This is a genomic window from Streptococcus pluranimalium, assembly GCF_002953735.1.
Lineage (GTDB): Bacteria > Bacillota > Bacilli > Lactobacillales > Streptococcaceae > Streptococcus > Streptococcus pluranimalium.
Genome location: NZ_CP025536.1, coordinates 433,831 through 456,965 on the forward strand (window position 1 = coordinate 433,831; position 23,135 = coordinate 456,965).

The 23,135-nt window shown below is 38.1% G+C and carries 21 protein-coding genes; 16 read left to right on the forward strand and 5 right to left on the reverse strand.

Annotation, left to right across the window (positions count from 1 at the left end; translation table 11 throughout):
- Positions 1-8: 8 nt before the first annotated feature.
- The 8 genes from C0J00_RS02190 to C0J00_RS02225 all read left to right on the forward strand — a co-directional run bounded on the left by C0J00_RS02190 (position 9) and on the right by C0J00_RS02225 (position 8,338).
- Positions 9-1,370 (forward strand): ApeA N-terminal domain 1-containing protein, encoded by a 1,362-nt coding sequence (locus tag C0J00_RS02190; protein WP_104967360.1) that lies wholly within the window; start codon positions 9-11, stop codon positions 1,368-1,370.
- 530 nt (positions 1,371-1,900) lie between these two features.
- Entirely contained in the window at positions 1,901-3,031 is a 1,131-nt protein-coding gene (locus C0J00_RS02195; RefSeq protein ID WP_104967361.1) for a hypothetical protein, read from the forward strand.
- Positions 3,032-3,254: 223 nt separating this feature from the next.
- Positions 3,255-3,734: a methylated-DNA--[protein]-cysteine S-methyltransferase gene (locus tag C0J00_RS02200; RefSeq protein WP_104967362.1), complete on the forward strand. Its 480-nt coding sequence runs from the start codon at positions 3,255-3,257 to the stop codon at positions 3,732-3,734.
- Positions 3,734-4,090, forward strand: a complete 357-nt coding sequence (locus C0J00_RS02205; protein WP_104967363.1) for a Spx/MgsR family RNA polymerase-binding regulatory protein — start codon at positions 3,734-3,736, stop codon at positions 4,088-4,090. Before C0J00_RS02200 ends, C0J00_RS02205 begins: the two co-directional genes overlap by 1 nt.
- Before the next feature lie 83 nt (positions 4,091-4,173).
- Positions 4,174-4,803, forward strand: a complete 630-nt coding sequence (gene nth / locus C0J00_RS02210; protein WP_104967364.1) for an endonuclease III — start codon at positions 4,174-4,176, stop codon at positions 4,801-4,803.
- Positions 4,804-4,941: 138 nt separating this feature from the next.
- Positions 4,942-6,273 carry a hemolysin family protein gene (locus C0J00_RS02215; protein ID WP_104967365.1) on the forward strand — a complete coding sequence of 444 codons (1,332 nt, stop codon included), beginning with the start codon at positions 4,942-4,944 and terminating at the stop codon, positions 6,271-6,273.
- A gap of 200 nt (positions 6,274-6,473) precedes the next feature.
- Positions 6,474-7,265, forward strand: coding sequence for a pyruvate formate-lyase-activating protein (gene pflA, locus C0J00_RS02220; protein WP_104967366.1), 792 nt, complete (start codon positions 6,474-6,476; stop codon positions 7,263-7,265).
- 137 nt (positions 7,266-7,402) lie between these two features.
- A complete protein-coding gene (locus C0J00_RS02225; protein WP_104967367.1) occupies positions 7,403-8,338 on the forward strand; it encodes a manganese-dependent inorganic pyrophosphatase in 936 nt (311 codons plus the stop codon).
- 38 nt (positions 8,339-8,376) lie between these two features.
- Here C0J00_RS02225 and C0J00_RS02230 read toward each other — a convergent pair whose 3' ends face one another.
- The 5 genes from C0J00_RS02230 to C0J00_RS02250 all read right to left on the reverse strand — a co-directional run bounded on the left by C0J00_RS02230 (position 8,377) and on the right by C0J00_RS02250 (position 13,844).
- On the reverse strand, positions 8,377-9,384 hold the full coding sequence (locus tag C0J00_RS02230) for a FecCD family ABC transporter permease (protein ID WP_104967368.1): 1,008 nt from the start codon (positions 9,382-9,384) through the stop codon (positions 8,377-8,379).
- Entirely contained in the window at positions 9,381-10,397 is a 1,017-nt protein-coding gene (locus C0J00_RS02235) for a FecCD family ABC transporter permease (RefSeq protein WP_104967369.1), read from the reverse strand. The genes C0J00_RS02230 and C0J00_RS02235 overlap by 4 nt, the downstream gene beginning before the upstream one ends.
- Positions 10,398-10,414: 17 nt before the next feature.
- Positions 10,415-11,359 (reverse strand): ABC transporter substrate-binding protein, encoded by a 945-nt coding sequence (locus tag C0J00_RS02240; protein ID WP_104967370.1) that lies wholly within the window; start codon positions 11,357-11,359, stop codon positions 10,415-10,417.
- Positions 11,356-12,153, reverse strand: coding sequence for an ABC transporter ATP-binding protein (locus C0J00_RS02245; RefSeq protein WP_104967371.1), 798 nt, complete (start codon positions 12,151-12,153; stop codon positions 11,356-11,358). Before C0J00_RS02245 ends, C0J00_RS02240 begins: the two co-directional genes overlap by 4 nt.
- 245 nt (positions 12,154-12,398) lie before the next feature.
- Complete coding sequence (locus C0J00_RS02250; protein ID WP_104967372.1) at positions 12,399-13,844, reverse strand: UDP-N-acetylmuramoyl-L-alanyl-D-glutamate--L-lysine ligase; 1,446 nt, start codon at positions 13,842-13,844, stop codon at positions 12,399-12,401.
- 88 nt (positions 13,845-13,932) lie between these two features.
- Between C0J00_RS02250 and C0J00_RS02255 the strand changes: the two genes are divergently transcribed.
- The 8 genes from C0J00_RS02255 (at position 13,933) to C0J00_RS02295 (ending at position 23,133) form a co-directional block, all read left to right on the forward strand.
- Positions 13,933-15,567, forward strand: coding sequence for a putative polysaccharide biosynthesis protein (locus C0J00_RS02255; RefSeq protein ID WP_104967373.1), 1,635 nt, complete (start codon positions 13,933-13,935; stop codon positions 15,565-15,567).
- A 623-nt stretch (positions 15,568-16,190) separates the two neighbouring features.
- A complete protein-coding gene (locus tag C0J00_RS02260) occupies positions 16,191-17,285 on the forward strand; it encodes a cystathionine gamma-synthase (protein WP_104967374.1) in 1,095 nt (364 codons plus the stop codon).
- Positions 17,286-17,294: 9 nt separating this feature from the next.
- Entirely contained in the window at positions 17,295-18,461 is a 1,167-nt protein-coding gene (locus C0J00_RS02265) for a MalY/PatB family protein (protein ID WP_104967375.1), read from the forward strand.
- 91 nt (positions 18,462-18,552) lie between these two features.
- Entirely contained in the window at positions 18,553-19,182 is a 630-nt protein-coding gene (gene upp / locus C0J00_RS02270) for a uracil phosphoribosyltransferase (RefSeq protein ID WP_104967376.1), read from the forward strand.
- A 262-nt stretch (positions 19,183-19,444) separates the two neighbouring features.
- A complete protein-coding gene (locus C0J00_RS02275; RefSeq protein ID WP_104967377.1) occupies positions 19,445-20,035 on the forward strand; it encodes an ATP-dependent Clp protease proteolytic subunit in 591 nt (196 codons plus the stop codon).
- Positions 20,036-20,410: 375 nt separating this feature from the next.
- Positions 20,411-20,668, forward strand: a complete 258-nt coding sequence (locus tag C0J00_RS02285) for a DUF2129 domain-containing protein (protein ID WP_104968804.1) — start codon at positions 20,411-20,413, stop codon at positions 20,666-20,668.
- A gap of 284 nt (positions 20,669-20,952) precedes the next feature.
- Positions 20,953-22,128 carry an ABC transporter substrate-binding protein gene (locus C0J00_RS02290; RefSeq protein WP_104967379.1) on the forward strand — a complete coding sequence of 392 codons (1,176 nt, stop codon included), beginning with the start codon at positions 20,953-20,955 and terminating at the stop codon, positions 22,126-22,128.
- A 135-nt stretch (positions 22,129-22,263) separates the two neighbouring features.
- Positions 22,264-23,133: a branched-chain amino acid ABC transporter permease gene (locus tag C0J00_RS02295; protein ID WP_104967380.1), complete on the forward strand. Its 870-nt coding sequence runs from the start codon at positions 22,264-22,266 to the stop codon at positions 23,131-23,133.
- Positions 23,134-23,135: the final 2 nt, after the last annotated feature.

Sequence of the window (23,135 nt, forward strand, 5' to 3'; positions counted from 1 at the left end):
GGTATATTATGAGTAATTTAGGTATTTATAGTGGAAAATTTAATTATGGAAATACTAAAGATGAATATCACGGAAACTTACAAGTGGATAAAATAAATAATATTATCACACTAACTCTTACAATATCTACTTCAGATTTAAATACTGTACCACTCTTTCCTCTGGAAAGCAAAATAAATATTATTTATGGAAAACTTTTAACTGGTGAAACAGTTATGCTTTATGATTGTTATGTTGTAAGTGAATCCAATCATAAAAATTTTACCCAAAAGAGTTTGAACTATACGACACAAGTAATTAGGGCTAGTTATTTATTTGAAACAGATATAATGTTAGGGAAAGAAGGTTTACTAGTGGTCTCAGCACAAGTTGATTTTGGTAATATTCTTGAGTGGGCAGATTTATGTCATTACACATGGGAAGGAGATAGCACCACTTGGAATCCAGTGTGGATTGAGAAAGAGCCGATAAGTGTTAATATACTCGATAACTTAGGAATTACGTTTATTCCAAGTAGAGTTAGTGGAATGTTAGATAATTACCAGGAAAAATTTGAGTTGAATCAAAAAGTTTACACAAAGTTCCAGTATGCAGAACCAGTAGAGTGGGAAGTGTTTTTAGAGGATATAAAGAAAGTAGAGCATTTAATAGGTTTTGGAATACAGAGAAAAGTTCGATTTGAAGGTATAAGATGTCAATTATTTAACAATGATTCTAGGTATGAGTGTTATAATGATGAAGTAACATTAGGAATTGGGAAAATAGAAAATACTGACAATCAACATCCATATTTTTTCTTATACAATTTGGAAACAATTATTGAAGAGGACCATTTTTCAAAGTGGATTTACTATTATGGGAAGTTACAGCCAATTCTAGATTTATATTTTCTGATGTTAGATAATCAATATTATCTGACATCAGAAACAGTATTTTTAAATATGGTTCAAGCGTTAGAAACTTTTCATGCTCGATTTATTACAGATGATGTTAAGGAGTATATTGCTCGGTCTAAATCTCTCGTTGAGAGCTTACATGATTATGAAGGTTGGTTAAGCTTTCTTTGTGATGATAGACAACAAAGAGAGCGCTCAATTTATTTGAAAAGTAGATTGGCAGATTTAATGTTTGCGGATGGACAATATTTAGAATTAGATCCTAAATATATACAGAAAATAGTAGATACAAGAAATTATTATACGCATTATAATCTTAAAAAATTGGGGAAAAGTTTTACAAAGTCGGAATTACCAATTGTAAATTATAGATTAAAAATATTGTTAGAATTTCATATCCTAAAATTAGTAGGATTTGATGAAATTAATCTTAAAAAGAAATATTTTGAAAGTATTCGTAAATTGAGAAAATAATTCGATAAGGAGAATTTATTGCTGATCGAGAGATTTTCTATTCTTTTTTACGCATTTATCGACTGTAATGGTTTACTATGGCTAACATCTAGTGAGTCTCGTTTTGGTTTTCTCTGACAATCTCTTTCTTATTTTTGAGAGACAGCCTAAAAGAGTCACCTCCAAGCAACTTTTAACATTCAAAGCGATGAGAATTTTAGTTTTAAAAATTTTGAATTTATTTAACCAAATAGCTAGTAATTTGATAACTTTGAAGAATTTATTTCTGTCTTCTAGCTTAGCGATAGACTTGGTAAGTTAGGTGGCAGAGATAACATAACTTTGTATCTCAAGAACATTTTAAGACGATGTCAAACTATTTATTGACTGACTTTTTCCTCTGTCTAGTTTTGTGTAATTTATTCACTTCTAAGTTAAAAGTAATCAATCTAAAATTAATTCTACAATTTTTATAAACAATCTTAATAGTTAAGGGAATAAATGTTTTTTAATTTATATAAATAGTCAGATTTTTTTGTTATAATATAAGTATGAAAAAAAGAGAACAATTAAAAATATATTCTAGAAAAAATAATCACATCCATAGAGATAAGAAAAAGAAATTAAAAGGAATTTTAAAAAGAATATTTTCTGTATTAGTTTTACCAGTTATAATCTCGTCAATGATTCCAATAGTTACGAATTTAATCCATACTTTGCATGATGATATTAAAATAAATTCAATTACTGTTAGAGATGCCCCTAGAATTATTGGTGATTATATAGTTAATGAAGCTGATCAAAATAACCAATTTTCGAATCATATAATTAATGATGTTCATTTTTCTGGAGAAAAGGCCGTTACAGTTGATTCTATAATGATAAAAAATGTTAAATTTTCTAATTTTGAATTTAGTGACCTAGTGGCGCATTATGGTTTTAACGATAAAAGTCAAACTTTTGATGCATTTATAATGCAAAATGGTAATAAAAATGTAGATGAGACTTATCACTTGAAAATTAGTAATGTAAATATTAATTCGAAGGATAAGGAAATTTCAAAATACTCCTCTAATGTCCGATTAAATAGTGGTGATATTAGAAAAATTTTTAGTATAAATTTGAACAAAGACTCAATTTTCAAAGAAATGAAAAAACAGTTAAATCAAGACGATTTGATTTCTTTAGACATTCAAAATTCTAAGGGGAACTCCAAAGGAAAAAAAATATTACAATATGATGCTAAAAATAATAAATTCATTTTTCCACCAACAGGTGCTGCATCTGGAGGAGGTAATATTGACGAGATATTATTATTTAAAATAAATTCGTCTAAAAAGAATTATACTAAAATTGTTTCCGAAACTATCGATAAAGATTCGAGAAAATTGTCTTTCAATCTATTGTTTAATAAAACTGCACATGTTGATTATGATATTTATCTATCCTATCAGATGACTTCAATTAAATCAAAATCTGAAGAAAATCACAAATCTATAGATATTCGCGTACCTCATTATATAATATACGGTAGTCCAATTTCACAAGATAATTCTGTCTACTATCAATTTATGATAAAAAAAAAATTATTGACAGCAACTTATAAACAGATGAAAATTTTTAACCCTGATTTATTATATACTGTTGAAGATACGGAAAAATTATTTAGAGTCAGAAAATAAAAATTAATGATTTTTATCATCTTATAAAAGTAAGAGTATATTCAGTAAAATGTTTTTAATGTTTGATTGGTTAATGTATCTTAGTGTTCGATTTTTCTGACTTCAAAATCATTTTAAAAAAGCCTAAAAATCTAAATTTTTATGGTAATTTTCCTAAAATAATTACCGTTATCTCACAACTGAAATATTTTTTACTACCACCAACAATAATGATTAAACCCCTATGACTATCTACAAATCCCTTTACCAATCCCCACTCGGTCCGATCAGTCTTTTGGCTGATGAGGTGTCGCTTTTGGGGCTTTACTTTGTTGGGCAGGCTTATTTTGAGCGTGGTTTTGAGACAGCTCAGATTGTGGAGCAGGAGGTGGCTCCTCATCTGGCGGCTAAGGCTTGGCTGGACGACTATTTTGCGGGGCGCAAGCCTGACTCTGGTCGATTGAGACTGGCTCCACATGGGACTGCCTTTCAGCATCGGGTCTGGTCAGCGCTAGCGGCCATTCCCTACGGTCAAACGACGACCTATGGTCAACTGGCCACAGCCCTCAACTGCAAGTCTGCGCAAGCTATTGGCTCTGCCGTTGGTAAAAATCCCCTGTCCATCATCGTGCCCTGCCACCGTGTGCTAGGGGCTGATGGGTCTTTGACGGGCTATGCTGGTGGCATCGAGCGCAAGGTGGCGCTCTTAGAATTGGAGAAATGATGTATACTTTTTACGAATACCCTAAATGCACGACCTGCAAGAAGGCTAAGAAGGAGCTAGAGATGCTTGGTCTGGACTATCGTTCTGTTGATATCAAGACGAATCCGCCCAAGGTGAGTCTTCTCAAGGAACTTTTGGAGAATTCCGACCTTGATTTGAAGAAGTTTTTCAATATCTCGGGAAATTCCTATAGGGAGTTGGGTCTCAAAGACAAGTTCGATACGTTGACAGTTGATGAGGCACTGGAACTCTTGTCACAAGACGGCATGCTCATCAAACGGCCTATCCTTATCAAGGATGACAAGGTCCTACAAATCGGCTACCGTACGCCTTATGAGGATTTAAATCTTTCATAATATAGCAAAACATCAGTGAAGATAAGCTGGTGTTTTTCTCTTGTGCAACATGCTATAATAGTAAAAAACAAAAAGGAATGGTTATGGTTTTATCAAAAAAACGCGCACGTAAGGTTATCGAAGAGATTATCGCTCTTTTTCCAGATGCTAAGCCTAGTTTGGATTTTCGCAACAGTTTTGAATTATTGGTAGCTGTGACCTTGTCTGCTCAAACGACAGACGCAGCGGTCAATAAGGTGACACCAGCTCTCTTTGAGGCTTTTCCAACACCGGCTGATATGGCTTTGGCAGAAGAAGGCGAGATTGCCAAGTATATTTCTCGACTAGGTCTTTATCGCAATAAGGCTAAGTTTTTAAAGAAATGCTCCCAGCAGCTCTTGGAAGATTTTGGTGGAGAAGTTCCCAGAACGCGACCTGAGTTGGAGAGTTTGGCTGGTGTGGGGCGTAAGACAGCTAATGTTGTGATGAGTGTTGGTTTTGGTATCCCAGCTTTCGCAGTGGATACTCATGTGACTAGGATTTGTAAACACCATGATATCGTCAAGAAATCAGCAACCCCACTTGAAATCGAAAAGCGTGTCATGGAGGTCTTGCCTGAAGAAAAGTGGCTCCCAGCTCATCAAGCCATGATTTATTTTGGGCGTGCGATTTGTCACCCTAAAAATCCAGAGTGCCATGAGTACCCTCAACTCTATGATTTTTCAGACATTTAAGTCAATGTCACCTATTTTTAGTGACAGGATTTCAGAAAAAAACGCTTTAAGACTGTTGTTTAGGGCAGAAATGCTTACACTCGCCCTTGATTTTATGCTATAATATAAGCACTATACTTATTTTTTAGGAGAACATTGATGGAAGACCCCGGTCAGTCCTTGATTTTACAGTTTATTTTATTACTTGTTTTAACCTTGCTAAATGCCTTTTTCTCAGCTAGTGAGATGGCTCTCGTTTCTTTGAACCGTTCTCGAGTTGAGCAAAAAGCTGAAGAGGGCGAAAAGAAATTCGTCCGCTTGTTGAAGGTTTTAGAAAATCCTAATAACTTTTTATCAACCATTCAGGTTGGCATCACGCTTATTAATCTCTTAGCCGGAGCCCAATTTGCGGATTCACTAGGAGATGTTATTGCGGGTTGGTTTGGAGACTCTAGATTTGCAGGTTCTGCTGGTAATGCAGTGTCGCTTATTTTCCTGACATATATTTCGATTGTTCTTGGTGAATTGTATCCCAAGCGAATTGCCATGAACCTTAAGGAAAATCTTGCGGTTATTTCTGCACCAGTGATTCTGGTTTTGAGTAAGATCGTTAGTCCCTTCGTATGGTTGCTCTCAGCTTCAACCAACCTTCTCAGTCGTATCACACCGATGAGTTTTGATGATGCGGATGAGCAGATGACACGTGATGAGATTGAGTATATCTTAACCAATAGTGAAGCATCGCTGGATGCGGAAGAAATTGGCATGCTTCAAGGGATTTTTTCACTTGACGAGATGATGGCTCGAGAGGTTATGGTGCCTCGAACAGATGCATTCATGGTGGATATTAACGATGACATCAAAGAAATTGTTCAAGCGATTTTAAAAGAAAACTATTCTCGTATCCCTGTTTATGATGGGGATAAGGACAGGGTGATAGGTCTTATCCATACCAAGAAAATCCTTAATGATGCTTTTGCTAATGGCTTTGATAAGATCAACATTCGTCGTATTATGCAGGAGCCTTTATTCGTTCCTGAGACTATCTTTGTGGATGATTTGCTAACGCAATTACGAGCAACGCAAAATCAAATGGCTATTCTTTTGGATGAATACGGGGGATTAGCTGGTATTGCGACTTTGGAAGACCTGCTTGAAGAGATTGTTGGTGAAATCGATGATGAAACGGATCTTGCAGCTGAATCCGTTCGTGAAATCGATGATAATACCTATATTGTCAAAGGGACAATGACCCTTAATGAATTCAACGACTATTTTGATACTAACTTGGAAAGTGATGATGTTGATACCATTGCCGGTTTCTATTTAACTGGGGTTGGTTCCATTCCAAGTCAAGAAGTCAAAGAGTCCTATACTGTTGATAGTAGCGACAAGCGTTTAACGCTTATTAATGATAAGGTCAAAGATGGCCGTATTAATAAATTAAAATTATTGGTTTCAGGCATTCCTGAAGAGGAAGAAGAAGCCTAAGTTGACAATTCAGAGTTCAAATGAGCTCTGAATTTTTTGTGCTATAAAACTAGAGAGAAATCGATGACGGTCTGTACTATAAAAGAACTTGTGCTATTTCTGAGGACATTTCCTTGTGATACTTTTGTTTTACTTGTGAAAAGTGTATAATAGAAATTATAAAAACGGTTACATAAATTTTTCATGTATGGGAGGTTGCAATGACTGAGATTGATTATTCGCAAGTAACGGGAATGGTCCACTCGACAGAAAGTTTCGGTTCGGTTGATGGCCCAGGAATTCGTTTTATTGTTTTCATGCAAGGTTGTAAAATGCGTTGTCAATATTGTCACAATCCTGATACTTGGCAAATGGAAACCAACAATTCTCAGGAAAGAACCGTCGAAGACGTTTTAAATGAGGCGATGAAGTACCGTCATTTCTGGGGAAAAAATGGGGGTATTACCGTTTCAGGTGGGGAAGCACTCCTACAAATCGAGTTTGTAACAGCTCTCTTTCATGAAGCCAAAAAATACGGTATTCACTGTACTTTGGATACTTGTGCCCTACCTTTTCGTGATAAACCAGCCTATCATGAGATTTTTGACAGGCTCCTAGAAGTCACGGACTTGGTCTTGCTAGACATCAAGGCTATCCGTCCTGAGAAACACAAGATTGTTACAGGACAATCCAACCGTAATATCCTAGCTTGTGCGCGTTATCTCTCAGACAAGGGCAAACCTGTCTGGATTCGCCATGTTTTGGTACCAGGCTTGACTGATGTTGATGAGGAATTGGAAGAGTTAGGAGAATTCGTAAAAACGCTCAAAAATGTCGATAAGTTTGAAATTCTTCCCTACCATACTATGGGCGAATTCAAATGGCGTGAATTGGGCATTCCTTACAAGCTTGAGGGCGTTAAACCACCCACAGCAGCCCGAGTTCAAAATGCTAAGGATATCATGCAAACAGAAAGCTATACAGAATATTTAAAACGCATGCAAGGTGCTTAAGATATGAAACTAGGGGATTTTCTCTAGTTTTTTTATGTGATATCTGCTGTCCTCGTGATTTACCAGCAAGCCTTTTGGTAGATAGCTTGACTTGTGGTATAATGTAACAGAATTTAAAATAATGAAGAGGTATAAACATGTCTAAATTTTTAGTTTTTGGTCACCAAAATCCTGACACAGATGCTATTGCATCATCATACGGTTGGGCTTACTTGGAGCGTACAGCCTTTGGTCGTGATGCTGAAGCTGTAGCCCTTGGCACACCAAATGAGGAAACAGCTTTTGCCCTTAACTACTTTGGTGTTGAAGCACCTCGTGTAGTTGAGTCTGCTAAAGCAGAAGGTGTTAGCCAAGTTATCTTGACAGACCACAATGAATTCCAACAGTCTATCTCAGATATTCGTGATGTTGAAGTTGCGGCTGTGATTGACCACCACCGTGTGGCTAATTTTGAGACAGCAAACCCTCTTTACATGCGTTTAGAGCCAGTTGGGTCAGCATCATCTATCGTTTACCGCGCTGCTAAAGAAAACAGCGTTGAACTTCCAAAAGAAGTGGCTGGTCTCTTGCTTTCAGGCTTGATTTCAGATACCCTTCTCTTGAAATCACCAACAACTCATGAGTCAGACCCACAAGTGGCTAAAGAATTGGCAGAAATTGCTGGTGTTAACTTGGAAGAGTATGGGCTTGAATTGCTCAAAGCGGGTACTAATCTTGCTAGCAAGTCAGCAGCAGAATTGATTGATATCGATGCTAAAACCTTTGAACTTAATGGTAACAATGTTCGTGTCGCTCAAGTTAACACTGTTGATATCAACGATGTATTGAACCGTCAAGAAGAGATTGAAGCAGCTATTTCTGAAGCGATCGTTTCAGAAGGTTACTCAGACTTTGTTTTGATGATTACAGATATTCTTAACTCAAACTCAGAAATCCTTGCTCTTGGTTCAAATATGGATAAGGTTGAAGCAGCCTTTAATTTCAAATTAGATAGCAACCATGCTTTCCTAGCAGGAGCTGTGTCACGTAAGAAACAAGTGGTGCCACAATTGACAGAAAGCTTCAATGCATAAACTAAAAATACAGACATCAATGTTGATGTCTGTGTTTTTTATAGTTTGACTTTGGTCATAAGATAGAGGAAATAAGGCGCTCCGATTAGGGTAACAATAATACCAGTTGGAATGCCTGTGCCAACCAATAAGACCCTACCGATAGTGTCAGCAACCAAGAGTAAGATCATACCTAGAATAATACTACTTGGTATGGTCAAATGATGATTTGCTCCTAATAACTTGCGTGTGATATGACCAGCAACAAGACCGATAAAGGTAATATTACCAATTAAGACAACGCTGAGGGAAGCTAAGGCAGTTGATAAGATAAGGACAATCAGTCTTTCTTTATGAAGATTCAAGCCCAAGGCTAATGCTGTTTGTTCATTGAGATTCATAATGTTTAGGGATTGACTTTTGGTATAAGTAATGCCCCAAATAAGTAGCAAAGCAGGTGCAAAGATAATGACTCTTGACCAAGATCCTCCCGAAATACTACCGCTCAACCAGCTAACAATAAAGTCAACCTTAAAGTCATCAATACTGGAGACAATGGTTACCATCAGTCCAGATAAGAGACTAGACATTCCTATACCTGCAATGATTAAACGAGTTGGGCTAACCCCGTGGTTCTTTTTACGTGAAATCAAGTAAACCAGGACAATAGTACTTATACCACCAAACATTGCTAAGAAAGGCGTCACTGCCATGGTCGTTATATCTGATAAATCAGAATAACCAACAACCAGAGCTACTACTAAACCAGCTCCAGAATTGATCCCTAAAATACCGGAGTCGGCCAAAGGATTTTTGGTTAGATTCTGCAAAAGTAACCCCGATAAGGCAAGCGAGCCACCCCCTAAAAGACAGGCAAGAATTCGTGGTAAACGGATTTTAGCAATGATCAGAGTCATTCCCTTAGAAGCTTGACCGGTCAAGACCTCAACAAGATCCATGATGGAAGCATTGGCATAGCCTACTGACAAGGCAATGACAAAACAAGAAACAAGTAGCAAAGCTAATACGAGAAAGGTGAGTTTAATGCGGTTTGGGTGTGTCATCATAAATACTTCCCCTTCCTAATAAGCCATAGGAAGCAAGGAAGCCCGACAACAGCGATAATAGCACTGATTGGTGTTTCTCTTGGTGGATTGATCATTCGCGAGATAATATCTACCCAAAGCAGAAATACAGCTCCAGCGTAAGCTGATAGAGGGAGAATGAGGCGGTAATCCTTTGGAACAAAAAGCTTTATGGCATGAGGGATAATTAACCCAACAAAAGCTATCGAACCAACCATAGCGACAGCCCCAGATGAGATAACCAAAACAATGACTAATAGTAATAATGTCGTCAGAAACGTTTCTTGCCCAAGAGCCTTGGCTACTGTTTCATTTAAACTGAGGATCGTTAACTGATGGGCAAATAATTGTGCCAAGATCAGTCCGATACTGATGATGGGAATAATCAAGGAAATCATTGACCAGTTGATTTGTGAGAGTCCACCTGCCTGCCAACCAATGACAGTGGTTTCAAGGTCAAAATAGATCGTAATAGCTTGTCCAATCGCTGAAAATAAGGTGGAAACCATAGCACCTGCTAAGATTAATCTCAGTTGATTGTAGCCCTTACCTTTTTGATAAGCGAGAATAAAAACCATCACGGCTGCTAGACTAGAACCGAGTAGACAAATCAATAGAATTTGAAAGTAGTGCAAATTGCCCCAAAAAGCATAGGCGATGATGAGGGATAAACCAGCTCCAGCATTAATGCCAAGAAGGCCTGGGTCAGCAATGACATTTCTTGTAATACCTTGCATCATAGCACCTGATTGCGACATTGCTGCGCCAACAAAAAGAGCTGCCAACATCCTTGGTAGGCGAATGTCAATGACAATATCTTGGATATTTGAATGAGTGAGGGGCTGCTGTAGGGTAGTTAGCAATTCTGAATTCGAAAAATTGATAGCGCCAAAGCGTAAGCCAATATAGCTTCCTAAAAGAAGTAAGATAGTCAGGATGAAAAAAACAAGCCAAAGACATTTTGGCCTATTTTGATGAGTCATTGAGGGCGTCATGGTAGCCTTTCTAATGATTAATTAGCTTTTTGGATAGCCTCCGTAAAAGCATCTAATTGGAGATCAAGAGACATTGGATCAGCGAAGTAGAAGAGATTGTAGTCCACTTCTAAGACGTGACCTGCTTTGACAGCGGGAATATTTTTCCAAACATCACTTTCTTTAAGTGATGAAGCTGCTTTTTCATTGTCTTTATTGATATTAACAACCGCATAGTCCCCGATATAGTCGCCAAGAACTTCTTGAGAAACTCCGAACCAACCGTCTTTAAAGACGTCCTCTTGAACTTTTTGAGGAGCTTTGTAACCCAGGGCACGGTAGATTAATTCACTACCACGCCCAAATTCTGGACCGTAAAGATAGATGCTCTTGTCATAGAAATCCATAACTGTAAAGGTTGTGTCGGGCTTGAGTTGATTAGCTAGTTCTTTTTTAGTTTCAGACACTTTTTTGTCCCAATCTTGACGCCAGGCTTTAGCTACTTTTTCTTTGCCAAATACTTGTCCAAACTGGTTCATGACCTCCAAGTAGTCGCTAGCACCGAATTCGATGGCTAGTACAGGTGCAATTTCTTTGAGTTTATCAATGTTTTCATCAAGTGAGAAAACAATGATTAGATCCGGCTCTTCAGCAGCAATAGCTTCTGTATCAGCTGATTTGAGTTGTGGTAAGCCTTTCAGTTTATCCCCAAAGGCGGCGCTATTCTTTTCTAAATCAAGAGAAAAAGAAGATACGTCAACACCGAGTTTCAAGAGATGTCCTGTGTATGAATAAGCGAAGTTAACAACTTTTTTAGGATTTTCAGGGATATCACCGTAGTAGGTAAACCCTTTTATTTTAGGCATGCTGGAGATTTTGACTTCCTCTGGCTTTGAGCTTTCTTGTTTAGAAGAAGCACAAGCAACTAGAAGAAAAGAGACTGTAAACAGACAAATGAGTGTTAAGAGTTTGCGAAATGTCATAAATCCTCCAAAGGTAGTAATTGATAAGATAGTAAAATAGGACGTGTGGAAACAGGATCCTCGATGATATGAGCCTTAATGTGAAAAATATCTTCAATACGTTCGGATGTGATGATGTCTTCAACAGATCCTTGGTACTGAATCTTGCCGTTTTTCATAGCGATAATATGATCCGAAAATCGTGCTGATAAATTCAAATCATGAAGCACCATAATGATGGTTTTATGGGACTTCTTGTTTAAATCTGCCAAGAGCTCTAGGACTTCAAGTTGATGATTTAAATCCAAATAAGTTGTCGGTTCATCCAGGAAAATAGTGTCTGTATCTTGCGCCAAAGCCATCGCAATCCAGACACGTTGCCTTTGCCCACCACTGAGGCTATCCACTTCGAGATTGGCTAAATCTGTAATCTTGGTCATCTCCATAGCCCAGTGAATACGACTACGATCGTGAGTTGTCAGGCTTCCCAGATATTTTTGATGGGGAAAACGCCCATAGGATACTAACTCATAGACCGTAATTCCTTCAGTTGCTTCTAAAACTTGTGGTAATAGAGCGATTTTTTTAGCAACCTCCTTCGTAGGCATTTGAGCTATGGCTTGCCCGTCCAGATAAATCTGTCCTTTATTGATACTGTGGATACGTGTTAAAGCTTTGAGCAAGGTAGATTTTCCACAGCCATTGGCACCGATAATGGTCGTAATCGCTCCGTGAGGAATCTTGACGGATAGATTTTCAATAATGGTATGATGGTCGTAGGCCACGTCAATATGTTGAGCGTGAATCTCAGACAAGACAAATCCTCCTTTTGAAGTGATGGCTTATTTGGATAGCAAAGATGGCTGTTACAAATCACTAGATGAAGACATGAATGATTTTATGAAAGACCAACAAGGCTAATACGAATTTGATTATAGCATAGTAAAAGGGCTTACAAAAGCCCTTTTCTTCTCTTTTTATAGAAAACACTCTTAACAATAATCATTCAAAAAAATATCAATAATGGTTACAAAAAGAAGTGATAATCATTCTAAATAGTCTATAGAAAGGATTTAGCGACAAGAAGGTCACCAGGGTATTTAGCATGTTTGCCTTCAACGATCTGGTAGGCATCTGCTCCCTTTCCAGCAATAATGACAGCATCATTTTCAGTTTTGCTTTGACGCATGGCTGTTTCGATAGCTTTTTCGCGGTCAATAATGATTTGAACTGGTCTGTGGATATAGCTGGCAATTTCTTCGGAGATGGTTTGTGGATCTTCAAAGTTAGGATCATCAGCAGTTAAGATGATATCTAAATCCGGGTATTGATTGATGACATGTCCAAAGTCAGCACGTCGGCTTTCTCCCTTGTTGCCGGGAGCTCCTAGAATAAGAGTCATTTGCCCTTTTTGGTGTTGGCTGACAACATCTAGCAACTTGGTTAAACTATCGCCATTATGGGCATAATCAACAAAAACCTTAGCACCATTTGTCTGGGTCAAGACCTCCATACGGCCAGGAACACTGGTTTGGGCGATGCCTTTTTGGATATCTTCCAGACTTGCTCCGAGGCGTAGGCAGGCTAATCCTGCAGCAAGGGCATTCTCTTGATTGAAGTCACCGATTAATTGCATATCGTAATGTCCAGCTAGTTTGCCTTTAGCATCGAAAGAGAAGGCAGAGCTGTTTTCGATAGTATTGTCGGAGTTTTGACCATAAAAATCATGGGGAAGTTTTTCAACTTCTTCTTTGACAACTTGAAAATGATCCATTCCACTGTTAACAATGGTAGCCTTGCTGTTAACCATCAACTGGCGCTTGTGGTAGAAATAATCTTCAAAAGTTGGGTGTTCGATCGGTCCGATATGATCAGGACTGATGTTGAGAAAGACACCAACATCGAAGGTCAAGCCATAGACACGTTTCACCAGATAAGCTTGGCTAGAGACTTCCATGATCAGATGAGTCATACCATTTGAAACAGCTTCAGCCATCATTTTAAAAAGGTCCAAGCTCTCAGGTGTTGTCAATCTTGACTTGAAAAAAGTCTTGCCATCTAGCGTTGTATTCATGGTAGAAAGCATGGCTGGTTGATGACTTTGTTTCAGAATATGGTAGGCGAAATAAGCGGCAGTTGTTTTACCTTTAGTCCCTGTAAAAGCTAATAATTGTAATTTTTCTTGCGGATTATCATAGAAAGCCATGGCAATCAGACTCATCGCTTGCTTGATATCGTTGACAAGGATGGCTGGGATACCTACTTCATAATCAATTTCAGAAATATACCAACTCAGCCCTTTGGAAATGGCTTGTTCAAGAAATTCAGCTTTGAAGGATGACCCTTTAGCAAAAAAGAGTGTTTTAGCATCTGCATCGCGACTGTCATAGCTAAGATTGTCAAAGGCAACACCTTGCCAGTTATAGAAGAAGCCTTCAGGATGATTGATTTGGCGATAATTGTGGTCGTTTTTTAAAATATCTAATACGGTTTCTATTTGCATCATACTTCTTATTTTAGACCTATGGCTATAGTTTTACAAGTCCTAGGCAAAAGTTTATAATAAATTGAATAAATTTTAAAAGGATAGGAAAATGTCTGAAAGCAAAGCAAAAGTCTCCCAACAGGAGCAAATGATGCGTGGGACTGCCTGGTCTGCAGCTGGTAATTTTATCAGTCGCTTATTGGGAGTTGTTTATATCATTCCTTGGTATTTGTGGATGGGAAGCCATGCGGACAAGGCAAATGCCTTATTTACACAAGGGTATAATATCTATTCCCTCTTTCTCTTGATCTCAACTTCTGGACTTAATGTCGCAGTAGCTAAACAGATTGCTAAGTATAATGCTTTAAATAAAAAATCTGAGAGTATCCAGTTGATTCGTGAATTCCTAAAGTTAATGTTGATTTTAGGGCTTGTTAGTGCAGGAACGATGTTTCTCTTGTCACCTATCATTGCTAAACTTTCAGGAGTGGGGCATGAATTGGTACCAGTTATTCAAAGTTTATCCTGGTCTGTTTTGATCTTCCCGATGATGAGTGTTATTCGAGGCATTTTTCAAGGTCATAATGATTTGGCTCCCTTTGCTAAAAGTCAGGTAGCAGAGCAGTTTATTCGTGTGGTGTGGATGCTATTGACAGCTTACTTCGTTATGCAGCTTGGTTCAGGTGATTATGTCAAGGCAGTGACACAGTCAACTTTTGCAGCCTTTCTTGGAATGCTAGCTAGCATGGGAGTTCTGTTCTATTATCTAGCTAAGGCAAAGCTATTAAAACCTATTTTTTTTGAGAAAACAAAAGACATTTCAGTAGATGCGAAAGGCTTGTTGCTTGAGACTTTAAAAGAAGCGATTCCTTTTATTGTAACGGGCTCTGCCATTCAAATTTTTAGTCTGATTGATCAGTTTACTTATGCTAACTTTATGGCAATGATTAGCCATTATAGTCGGTCGGAATTATCGGTTCAATTTGCTTACTTTGCCTCTAATCCTAACAAGATTGTGATGCTTCTGGTTTCTGTAGCTGGCTCGATTGGTGGCGTAGGGATTGCGCTGTTGACAGAAAATTATGTCAAAAAAGATATGAAAGCAGCAGCAAGTCTCATCGCTAACAACTTGCAGATGCTCTTTATGTTTATTATGCCAGCGATTGTCGGGATTCTTATTTTAGCTAAGCCAGTCTATACGATTTTCTATGGTGCGCCGACTGACATGGCCCTGGGATTGTTTGTGGCAGCAATGGTTCAAACGTTATTTTTAGCCTTATATATTATGTTGTCGCCAATGCTTCAAGCCATGTTTGAAAATAGAAAAGCCATGCGTTATTTTAGTTATGGGTTGGTGACGAAGGTTATCTTGCAGGTTCCGATGATTTATTTATTTCATGGTTATGGACCTCTTTTATCGACTTCTATCGCCTTGGCTGTTCCGATTGTCCTCAGTTACCTCCGTTTACAGCAATTAACAGGAATTAGCCCTTCAGGCTTAAATCGTCGTTTGCAGTTAATCAATGTAATGACAATTATCATGGCTATTTTAGCAGCCCTTGTAACGCTTATTTTGCATTTGGTGCTGGATCCTGCTAGCCGTATTCATAGCGTACTTTATGTGGTTATTGTTGGTGCAGTTGGGATGATGAGCTACGGTTATATGTCATTGAAAACACGGATGCTTGATAAGCTAATTGGAGGTCGTGCCAATCGTTTACGTGAGCGCTTTAAGATTTCATAAGTTATTAAAAGGGGCTGGGTAAAAAGTCCTTCCTATCAATATGGCGTTCGTTTTAACATCTTAATACAGTAGTTGGGAGAAATCCTTAGCGATTTACCGCTTTTAGCGTTTCCCTGCACAGTTGCTTAGGGATTTTAGTCCCAAGCAACTACTTCTGAATGGATGTCTTGCTCACGTCTTAGGCTCGAAACTAGACGTAGAAGTGGGTAAAAGAATCGCATTTCTATCTGTGACCTCAAAAGCTCTCTCAGATCTTTTGAGCAATGTAGGGGTAAGGAGACGAATGATTTTTTGGTTAAAGGGAGTTCTTTTTCGACTCCCTTTTTTGATCGTGTAAGTGCTAACAAGAGTTCATACCTTATGGCTTATTAAACTTATACTTATTGAAAATCTGACGTTGTCAAGTTTACCTTGCTGAACTTCAGTTCTATCTGCGGCTCTATCCTAGTCAGAATTTGATTTTCTTCGAGCATTAGTTATGAGGGATATAATTCAAAACTATACCTTCCTATCATAAATCTATATAATTCGCTGCCTGCTATCTTTTCTAAGAAGTGTTAGAATAAATATACTTGATTAAATATGATGATTATAAGTTATTCTTGAGTCAGAAAAGGAGATTTATGACAAAAGATTATCAGTTAGCTACTGTTTTAGCACAAGCGGGTATTAAATCAGATGATGTGACAGGATCACTAGTTTCTCCGATCCATTTATCCACTACCTACCAACATCCAGAATTTGGAAAATCAACAGGTTATGATTATACGAGAACAAAAAATCCTACCAGAACAAGGTTAGAAGCCACTCTAGCTAAGATTGAAAAAGCAGATTATGCCATAGCAACGAGCTCGGGGATGAGTGCGGTTGTATTAGCATTTTCAGTGTTTTCATACGGCAGTAAGGTGGTTGCGGCGCGTGATTTGTATGGTGGGTCATTCCGTTGGTTTAACAATCAAGAATCTGAAGGCCGTTTTTCGTTTACTTATGCCAATACTCAAGAGGAAATGATTGCTGCCATTGATGCATCAACTGATATTGTCTATATCGAAACGCCAACTAATCCATTGATGGTTGAATTTGATATTGCAAAAGTGGCTCAAGTAGCCCATGCTCACGGCGCAAAAGTGTTAGTCGATAATACTTTTTATAGTCCTGTTTACCAAAATCCGATTCTGCTTGGTGCTGACATTGTTATCCATTCAGCGACAAAGTATTTATCAGGGCACAACGATGTCTTAGCTGGTGTGGTGGTGACAGATGACCAATTCTTGTTTGACCAGCTCATGTATCATTACAATACGACAGGACCTAATTTATCGCCACTTGATTCTTATCTTTTGATGCGTGGTCTCAAAACCCTCAAAATTCGTATGGAGGCTGCAACTAAAAATGCCCAAGAGCTGGTTGCATTTTTGGAAAATCATCAAGCTATCAAAGAAGTTCTATATACAGGCAAGGGTGGGATGATTTCCTTTAAGGTTAAAGATCAAGGGAAGATTCCAGTACTCTTAAATCATTTAAACATCATTAGTTTTGCGGAGAGCTTGGGAGGTGTGGAAAGTTTAATTACCTATCCAGCAACGCAAACACATGCAGATATTCCATCAGAAGTCCGTGCCTCTTACGGGTTAACAGACGACTTGCTACGGCTGTCTGTTGGTATTGAAGACATCGAAGATTTAAAAGCAGATTTAGAGCAAGCCTTGAGCAAATAAGGAGTTAGCATGACCAAGTATAATTTTACAGACGTTCCAGAGCGTCTCAAAACCAATGCCATTAAATGGCAAAAGGTCAAAGAAGATCCGGAAATTATTCCTTTATGGATCGCTGATATAGACTTTCAAGTTTTTCCAGAAATGACAAAAGCCCTAGAAGAGTTTGCTAAGACCTCAGTTTTTGGTTACGACGCTCCTAAAGAGAGTCTCTATCAAGCCATTCAAAGCTGGGAAAAAAAGCAACATCAAGTCACTATTGATAAAGAAGACATTGTCTTGATTGAAGGTGTTGTTCCGGCTATTTCAGTAGCGCTCAATGCTTTTACCAATAAGGGAGATGCGGTTCTTATTAACACACCGGTTTACCCTCCTTTTGCTCGCAGTGTCAAATTAGCAGAGCGACTCTTGGTTACTAATTCTCTGGTGGACCAGGATGGTCATTTTGAAATTGATTTTGAGCGACTGGAAAAAGAGCTGGTTGATAATCAGGTAAAGCTTTACATCTTCTGTAGCCCTCATAATCCTGGCGGTCGTGTTTGGACGAAGGAGGAGATTATCAAAGTGGCTGAGCTTTGTCGTAAGCACGGTGTTTATCTTGTTTCAGATGAAATTCATCAAGACTTAGCTCTTTTTGGCAATGAGCACCATAGTCTTTTATCTGTCGATCCTGACTATCAAGATTTTGCCTTGGTATTGACAAGTGCGACAAAGACCTTCAATATTGCAGGGACCAAGAATAGCTTTGCACTAATCCCAAATGCTAAACTAAGAAAAGCTTTTAAAGATGCCCAATTAGTTAACAATCAACACGAAGTTTCGACGTTAGGCTTTTTGGCCACAGAAATAGCTCTTAGAGACGGAAAAGCTTGGCTAGATGAGCTGAAAACTGTTCTTGAGATGAATATCAATTTACTCACCCAAACCTTGAGAACCAAAACAAAGATCAAAGTTATGAAGCCAGAAGGCACCTACTTAGTTTGGCTAGATTTTTCTGATTATGGTATCGATCATAATGAACTGGGTCGAATGATTCAAGAAGATGCCAAATTGATTTTGAATGATGGTTTAACGTTTGGAAAAGAAGGAGAGTATCATTTCCGCTTGAACACAGCCACACCTACACATTTACTAGAGAAAGCACTTAATCGCTTGGTAAAAGTCTTTCCCAAAATCTAGTGGAAAATAATGACATTGACCACCCAAATCTTCCCCTCAAGGAGGATTTTTTGGTATAATAAATAAAAACAATAGAAAGTGGTTTCACATCATGGGAAAATTCCAAGTCATTTCACATCCGCTCATTCAACATAAACTCTCAATCCTACGTCGTTCAACAACTCCGACAAAAGATTTTAGAGAATTAGTTGATGAAATTGCTATGTTGATGGGGTACGAAGTGTCTCGTGACTTACCTCTTGAAGACGTTGAAATTGAAACGCCAGTGACAACAACTGTTCAGAAACAATTGGCTGGTAAAAAATTAGCTATCGTTCCTATTCTTCGTGCTGGTATCGGTATGGTTGACGGCCTGCTGAGTCTGGTTCCAGCTGCCAAAGTTGGTCACATAGGGATGTATCGTGACGAAGAAACACTTGAACCAGTTGAGTACTTGGTCAAACTACCAGAAGATATTGATCAACGTCAAATTTTCTTGGTTGATCCAATGCTTGCTACTGGTGGTTCAGCTATCTTGGCTGTAGATTCACTAAAAAAACGTGGTGCGACCAATATCCGCTTTGTTTGTTTGGTGGCTGCACCAGAAGGTGTTGAAAAATTACAAGCAGCACACCCAGATGTAGATATCTACACAGCTTCGCTTGATGAAAAACTCAATGAGCATGGCTACATTGTTCCAGGTCTAGGTGATGCAGGTGATCGTCTCTTTGGTACAAAATAGAAATAGTGTTGGCATTAGCCGAAGGAGAGCAATGGATTGCTCTTTCCTTTTTAGACAAAAATTAGCACTCTTGTATATAGAATGCTAAAAATTGAGTTTTTTATTTGACCTTTATTGACCTATAACCTATAATAGAGTCAATCAGAAATTTGGTAACTGAGTTTATCAAAGGAAAATCAAAATCCTTACAAGTGCCTTGACAATCAGGAAGATATCCTTGGTAAGTCTAGGTCTTGTATCTTAAGAAAAATGGAGAAAAAGTATGATTCCAGTAGTTATTGAACAAACATCACGTGGCGAACGCTCTTACGATATTTATTCACGTCTCTTAAAAGACCGTATTATCATGTTGACTGGTCCAGTTGAAGACAACATGGCTAACTCAGTGATTGCCCAGTTGCTCTTCTTGGATGCACAGGATCCAACCAAAGATATTTACCTTTACGTTAACACACCAGGGGGTTCGGTTTCAGCTGGCTTAGCAATTGTTGATACCATGAACTTCATAAAAGCTGATGTCCAAACTATTGTTATGGGAATGGCAGCTTCAATGGGAACTATTATCGCTTCATCAGGTGCTAAAGGCAAACGTTTTATGTTACCAAATGCAGAATACATGATGCACCAACCAATGGGCGGTACTGGTGGAGGTACCCAACAAACGGATATGGCTATTGCGGCTGAACACCTCTTGAAAACACGTCACAAATTAGAAAAAATTCTTTCTGATAACTCAGGACAAACTATGGAGAAAATCCATATTGATGCTGAACGTGATCGTTGGATGGATGCTGAGGAAACCCTTGAGTATGGTTTCATTGACGCTATCATGGATAATAATGAGTTGAAATAATTGATATCATCTCAAAATAAAGAGCCTGCTCCTATCTGGTTTGAGAACGTAGACAAACCTATTTTATTTCAAAAATGTTTTACGCTGCTTTACAAAAATAATCATTTTTAGCGAGCGAAGCGAGCCCAAACCGAAACTTTCCGATGTGATAAAAGTGGCTGAAACAATAGTGTTTCAGCCACTCGGAAGATTTGAAACTTTAGGTTCAAATCTTAGGCATGGAATCCTAAAGGGAGTCGCTGCCGTCCGCTATCACCTAAGGAAAGTTTCAAAAAGACTTTGTTTTCAATCTGGAACCTGCTCCTAGCAGGTTTTTTATTTTGGAAAATTTGCTATAATGGTAGCAATAAGATTGAAACAGAAAAAAAGGATATTATGGAAATCAAAGAAAGAATTGGTCTTGCGGTTTATCTCTATTACAACCGTGATGCTAGAAAGTTAAGTAAGTTGGGTGATATGGTGTACCATTCCCGCCGCTTTAAATACCTCATCATCTATATCGATAAAGAACAAGAAGCGGCTGTTCTAGAAAGTTTGAAGTCAATGAAATTTGTTAAAAAAGTCAAACTCTCAGCACTTGATGCTATTGATATGAATTTTGTAGGTAATTTAGGAAACCATGAAACAGAATAAATAAAAACCATATAAAAAATATAATCATCAGAAAAGTTATGATGGCAATAAAGTAGTTTAGAATGATTGGTTGGAAGACAGTTCTTTGTTTTGAACTGTTTTTCCAACCAATCTTTTTTGATAGAAAAGACCATTTTAAGAAATGACACATGTGGAGAGGTTAAAAACTCTTGAAAGATTGCTATTACTGCATTTTAAGGAATTTGAAAAATTCAGAAAAAATCTATTGACAATATTCTGATAATTCAGTATTATTATGTAACATACTTGAAGGAGATTATTCTATGAAGAAAAAATTAACATTTGCAGCTGTTGCATTTATGAGTACAGCAGTTCTTTCAGCTTGTGGTGCTGCACCAGGTAGTTCAAGTTCAAACGCAGAAGGAACAAAGGTTGGTGACACACTTAAAGTTGGATTGAACTTTGAGTCAACAGGTGATGTTTCTGCTTATGGTAATGCAGGTAAAAACGGTGCTCAACTTGCCATCGATGAGATCAATAAAGATGGTGGTGTTGATGGTAAAAAAATCAAAGCTTTTGTTAAAGATAACAAATCTGATAACTCAGAGGCTGCGACGGTTACAACTAACTTGACAACTGAAAGTGAAGTTAATGCGATTGTTGGTCCAATGGTATCATCAGCGGTTGCTTCAGCTAGTCCAAACGCAGAAAAAGCGGCTGTGCCATTGGTAGCGCCAGCTGCGACTCAGGATGACTTGACAGTTGATAAAGACGGTAAAACACGTCCATACATGTTCCGTACAACTTTCATTGACAGTTATCAAGGTGAAGCTATTTCTAAATTCGCTACTGATGAGTTGAAAGCTGAAAAAGTTGTTCTTTACTACGATAACTCAAGTGACTACGCTAAAGGAATTGCTAAAGAATTCAAAAAACAATTCAAGGGTGAGATTGTTAACGAATCAACATTCCAAGCTAAAGATACTGACTTCCAGTCTGCTTTAACAAAATTCAAATATGCTGACTTTGATGCTGTTGTCATGCCTGGTTACTATCAAGAAGTTGGTACCATCATCAAACAAGCTCGTGAAATGGGAATCGATGCTCCAATCGTTGGTCCAGATGGATTTGCGGATGACAAACTCGTCGAATTGGCAGGTGCCAAGAATGCTTCAGATGTCTACTATATCTCAGGATACTCGGCTAAATCATCTGATAAAGCGGCAGACTTTGCTAAAGCTTACAAAGAAAAATATGGTGAAGAACCATCAATGTTTGCAGCACTTGGTTATGACTCTGTTTACATGGTAGCAGATGCAGCAGAGGGTGCTAAAAACTCAGCTGAACTCGCTAAAAATCTTGCTAAAACAAAAGATTTTGAAGGTGTGACAGGTACAATGACTATCGATAAGAAACACAATCCGGTTAAATCCGTATCAGTTGTTGGTCTTACAGATGGTAAAGAAGGCTCAGCTACGGTTGTTGAAGCTGACAAATAATCACTAGAATAGATGGTAGTTATGTGTTATGATGACATGTCTACCACAACTGTTTATTAGTAAAATACAAGATAACATCTGGGGAGTAATCCTTCTCAGGTGTTCTTATTTTGATAGAAAGTTTGGTAAACTCTTATGTTACAACAACTTGTCAATGGTCTCATTTTGGGAAGTGTTTATGCACTATTGGCTCTAGGTTATACCATGGTTTATGGTATTATCAAGTTGATTAACTTTGCGCACGGTGATGTTTATATGATGGGGGCCTTTGTTGGTTATTATCTGATTTCAACCTTCCATATGAATTTCTTTGTGGCGCTTATTTTAACAATGATTATCACAGCTGCGATTGGGGTTATTATTGAATTCTTAGCTTATCGACCACTACGGAATTCAACTCGTATAGCAGCCTTAATCACAGCTATAGGTGTCTCATTCTTTTTGGAATATGGTATGGTTTACTTAGTAGGTGCGGAAGCCCGCGCTTTTCCGCAAGCCATGCAGACAGTAAAGTATGATTTGGGTCCTATCAGTGTGACGAACATCCAATTGATTATTTTGGCAGTTTCTATTCTTTTGATGCTTGCCCTTAACTTCATCGTTAAGAAAACAAAAATGGGGAAAGCCATGCGTGCTGTGTCTGTAGATAGTGATGCTGCTCAGTTGATGGGGATCAATGTCAATTCAACCATTAGTTTCACATTTGCTCTTGGTTCAGCCATGGCAGGTGCTGCTGGTGTCTTGATTGGTCTTTACTATAATACAATGAATCCTCTGATGGGGATGGCACCTGGTATCAAAGCCTTTGTTGCAGCAGTTTTAGGAGGTATCGGTATTATTCCTGGTGCTGCTGTAGGTGGATTTATTATTGGGATGTTGGAAACATTATCGACAGCAATTGGTTTATCAAGCTATAAGGATGCTGTTGTTTATGCGATCTTAATCGTTATCCTCTTGGTTCGTCCAGCGGGTATTCTTGGTAAAAATATTAAGGAGAAGGTATAAGC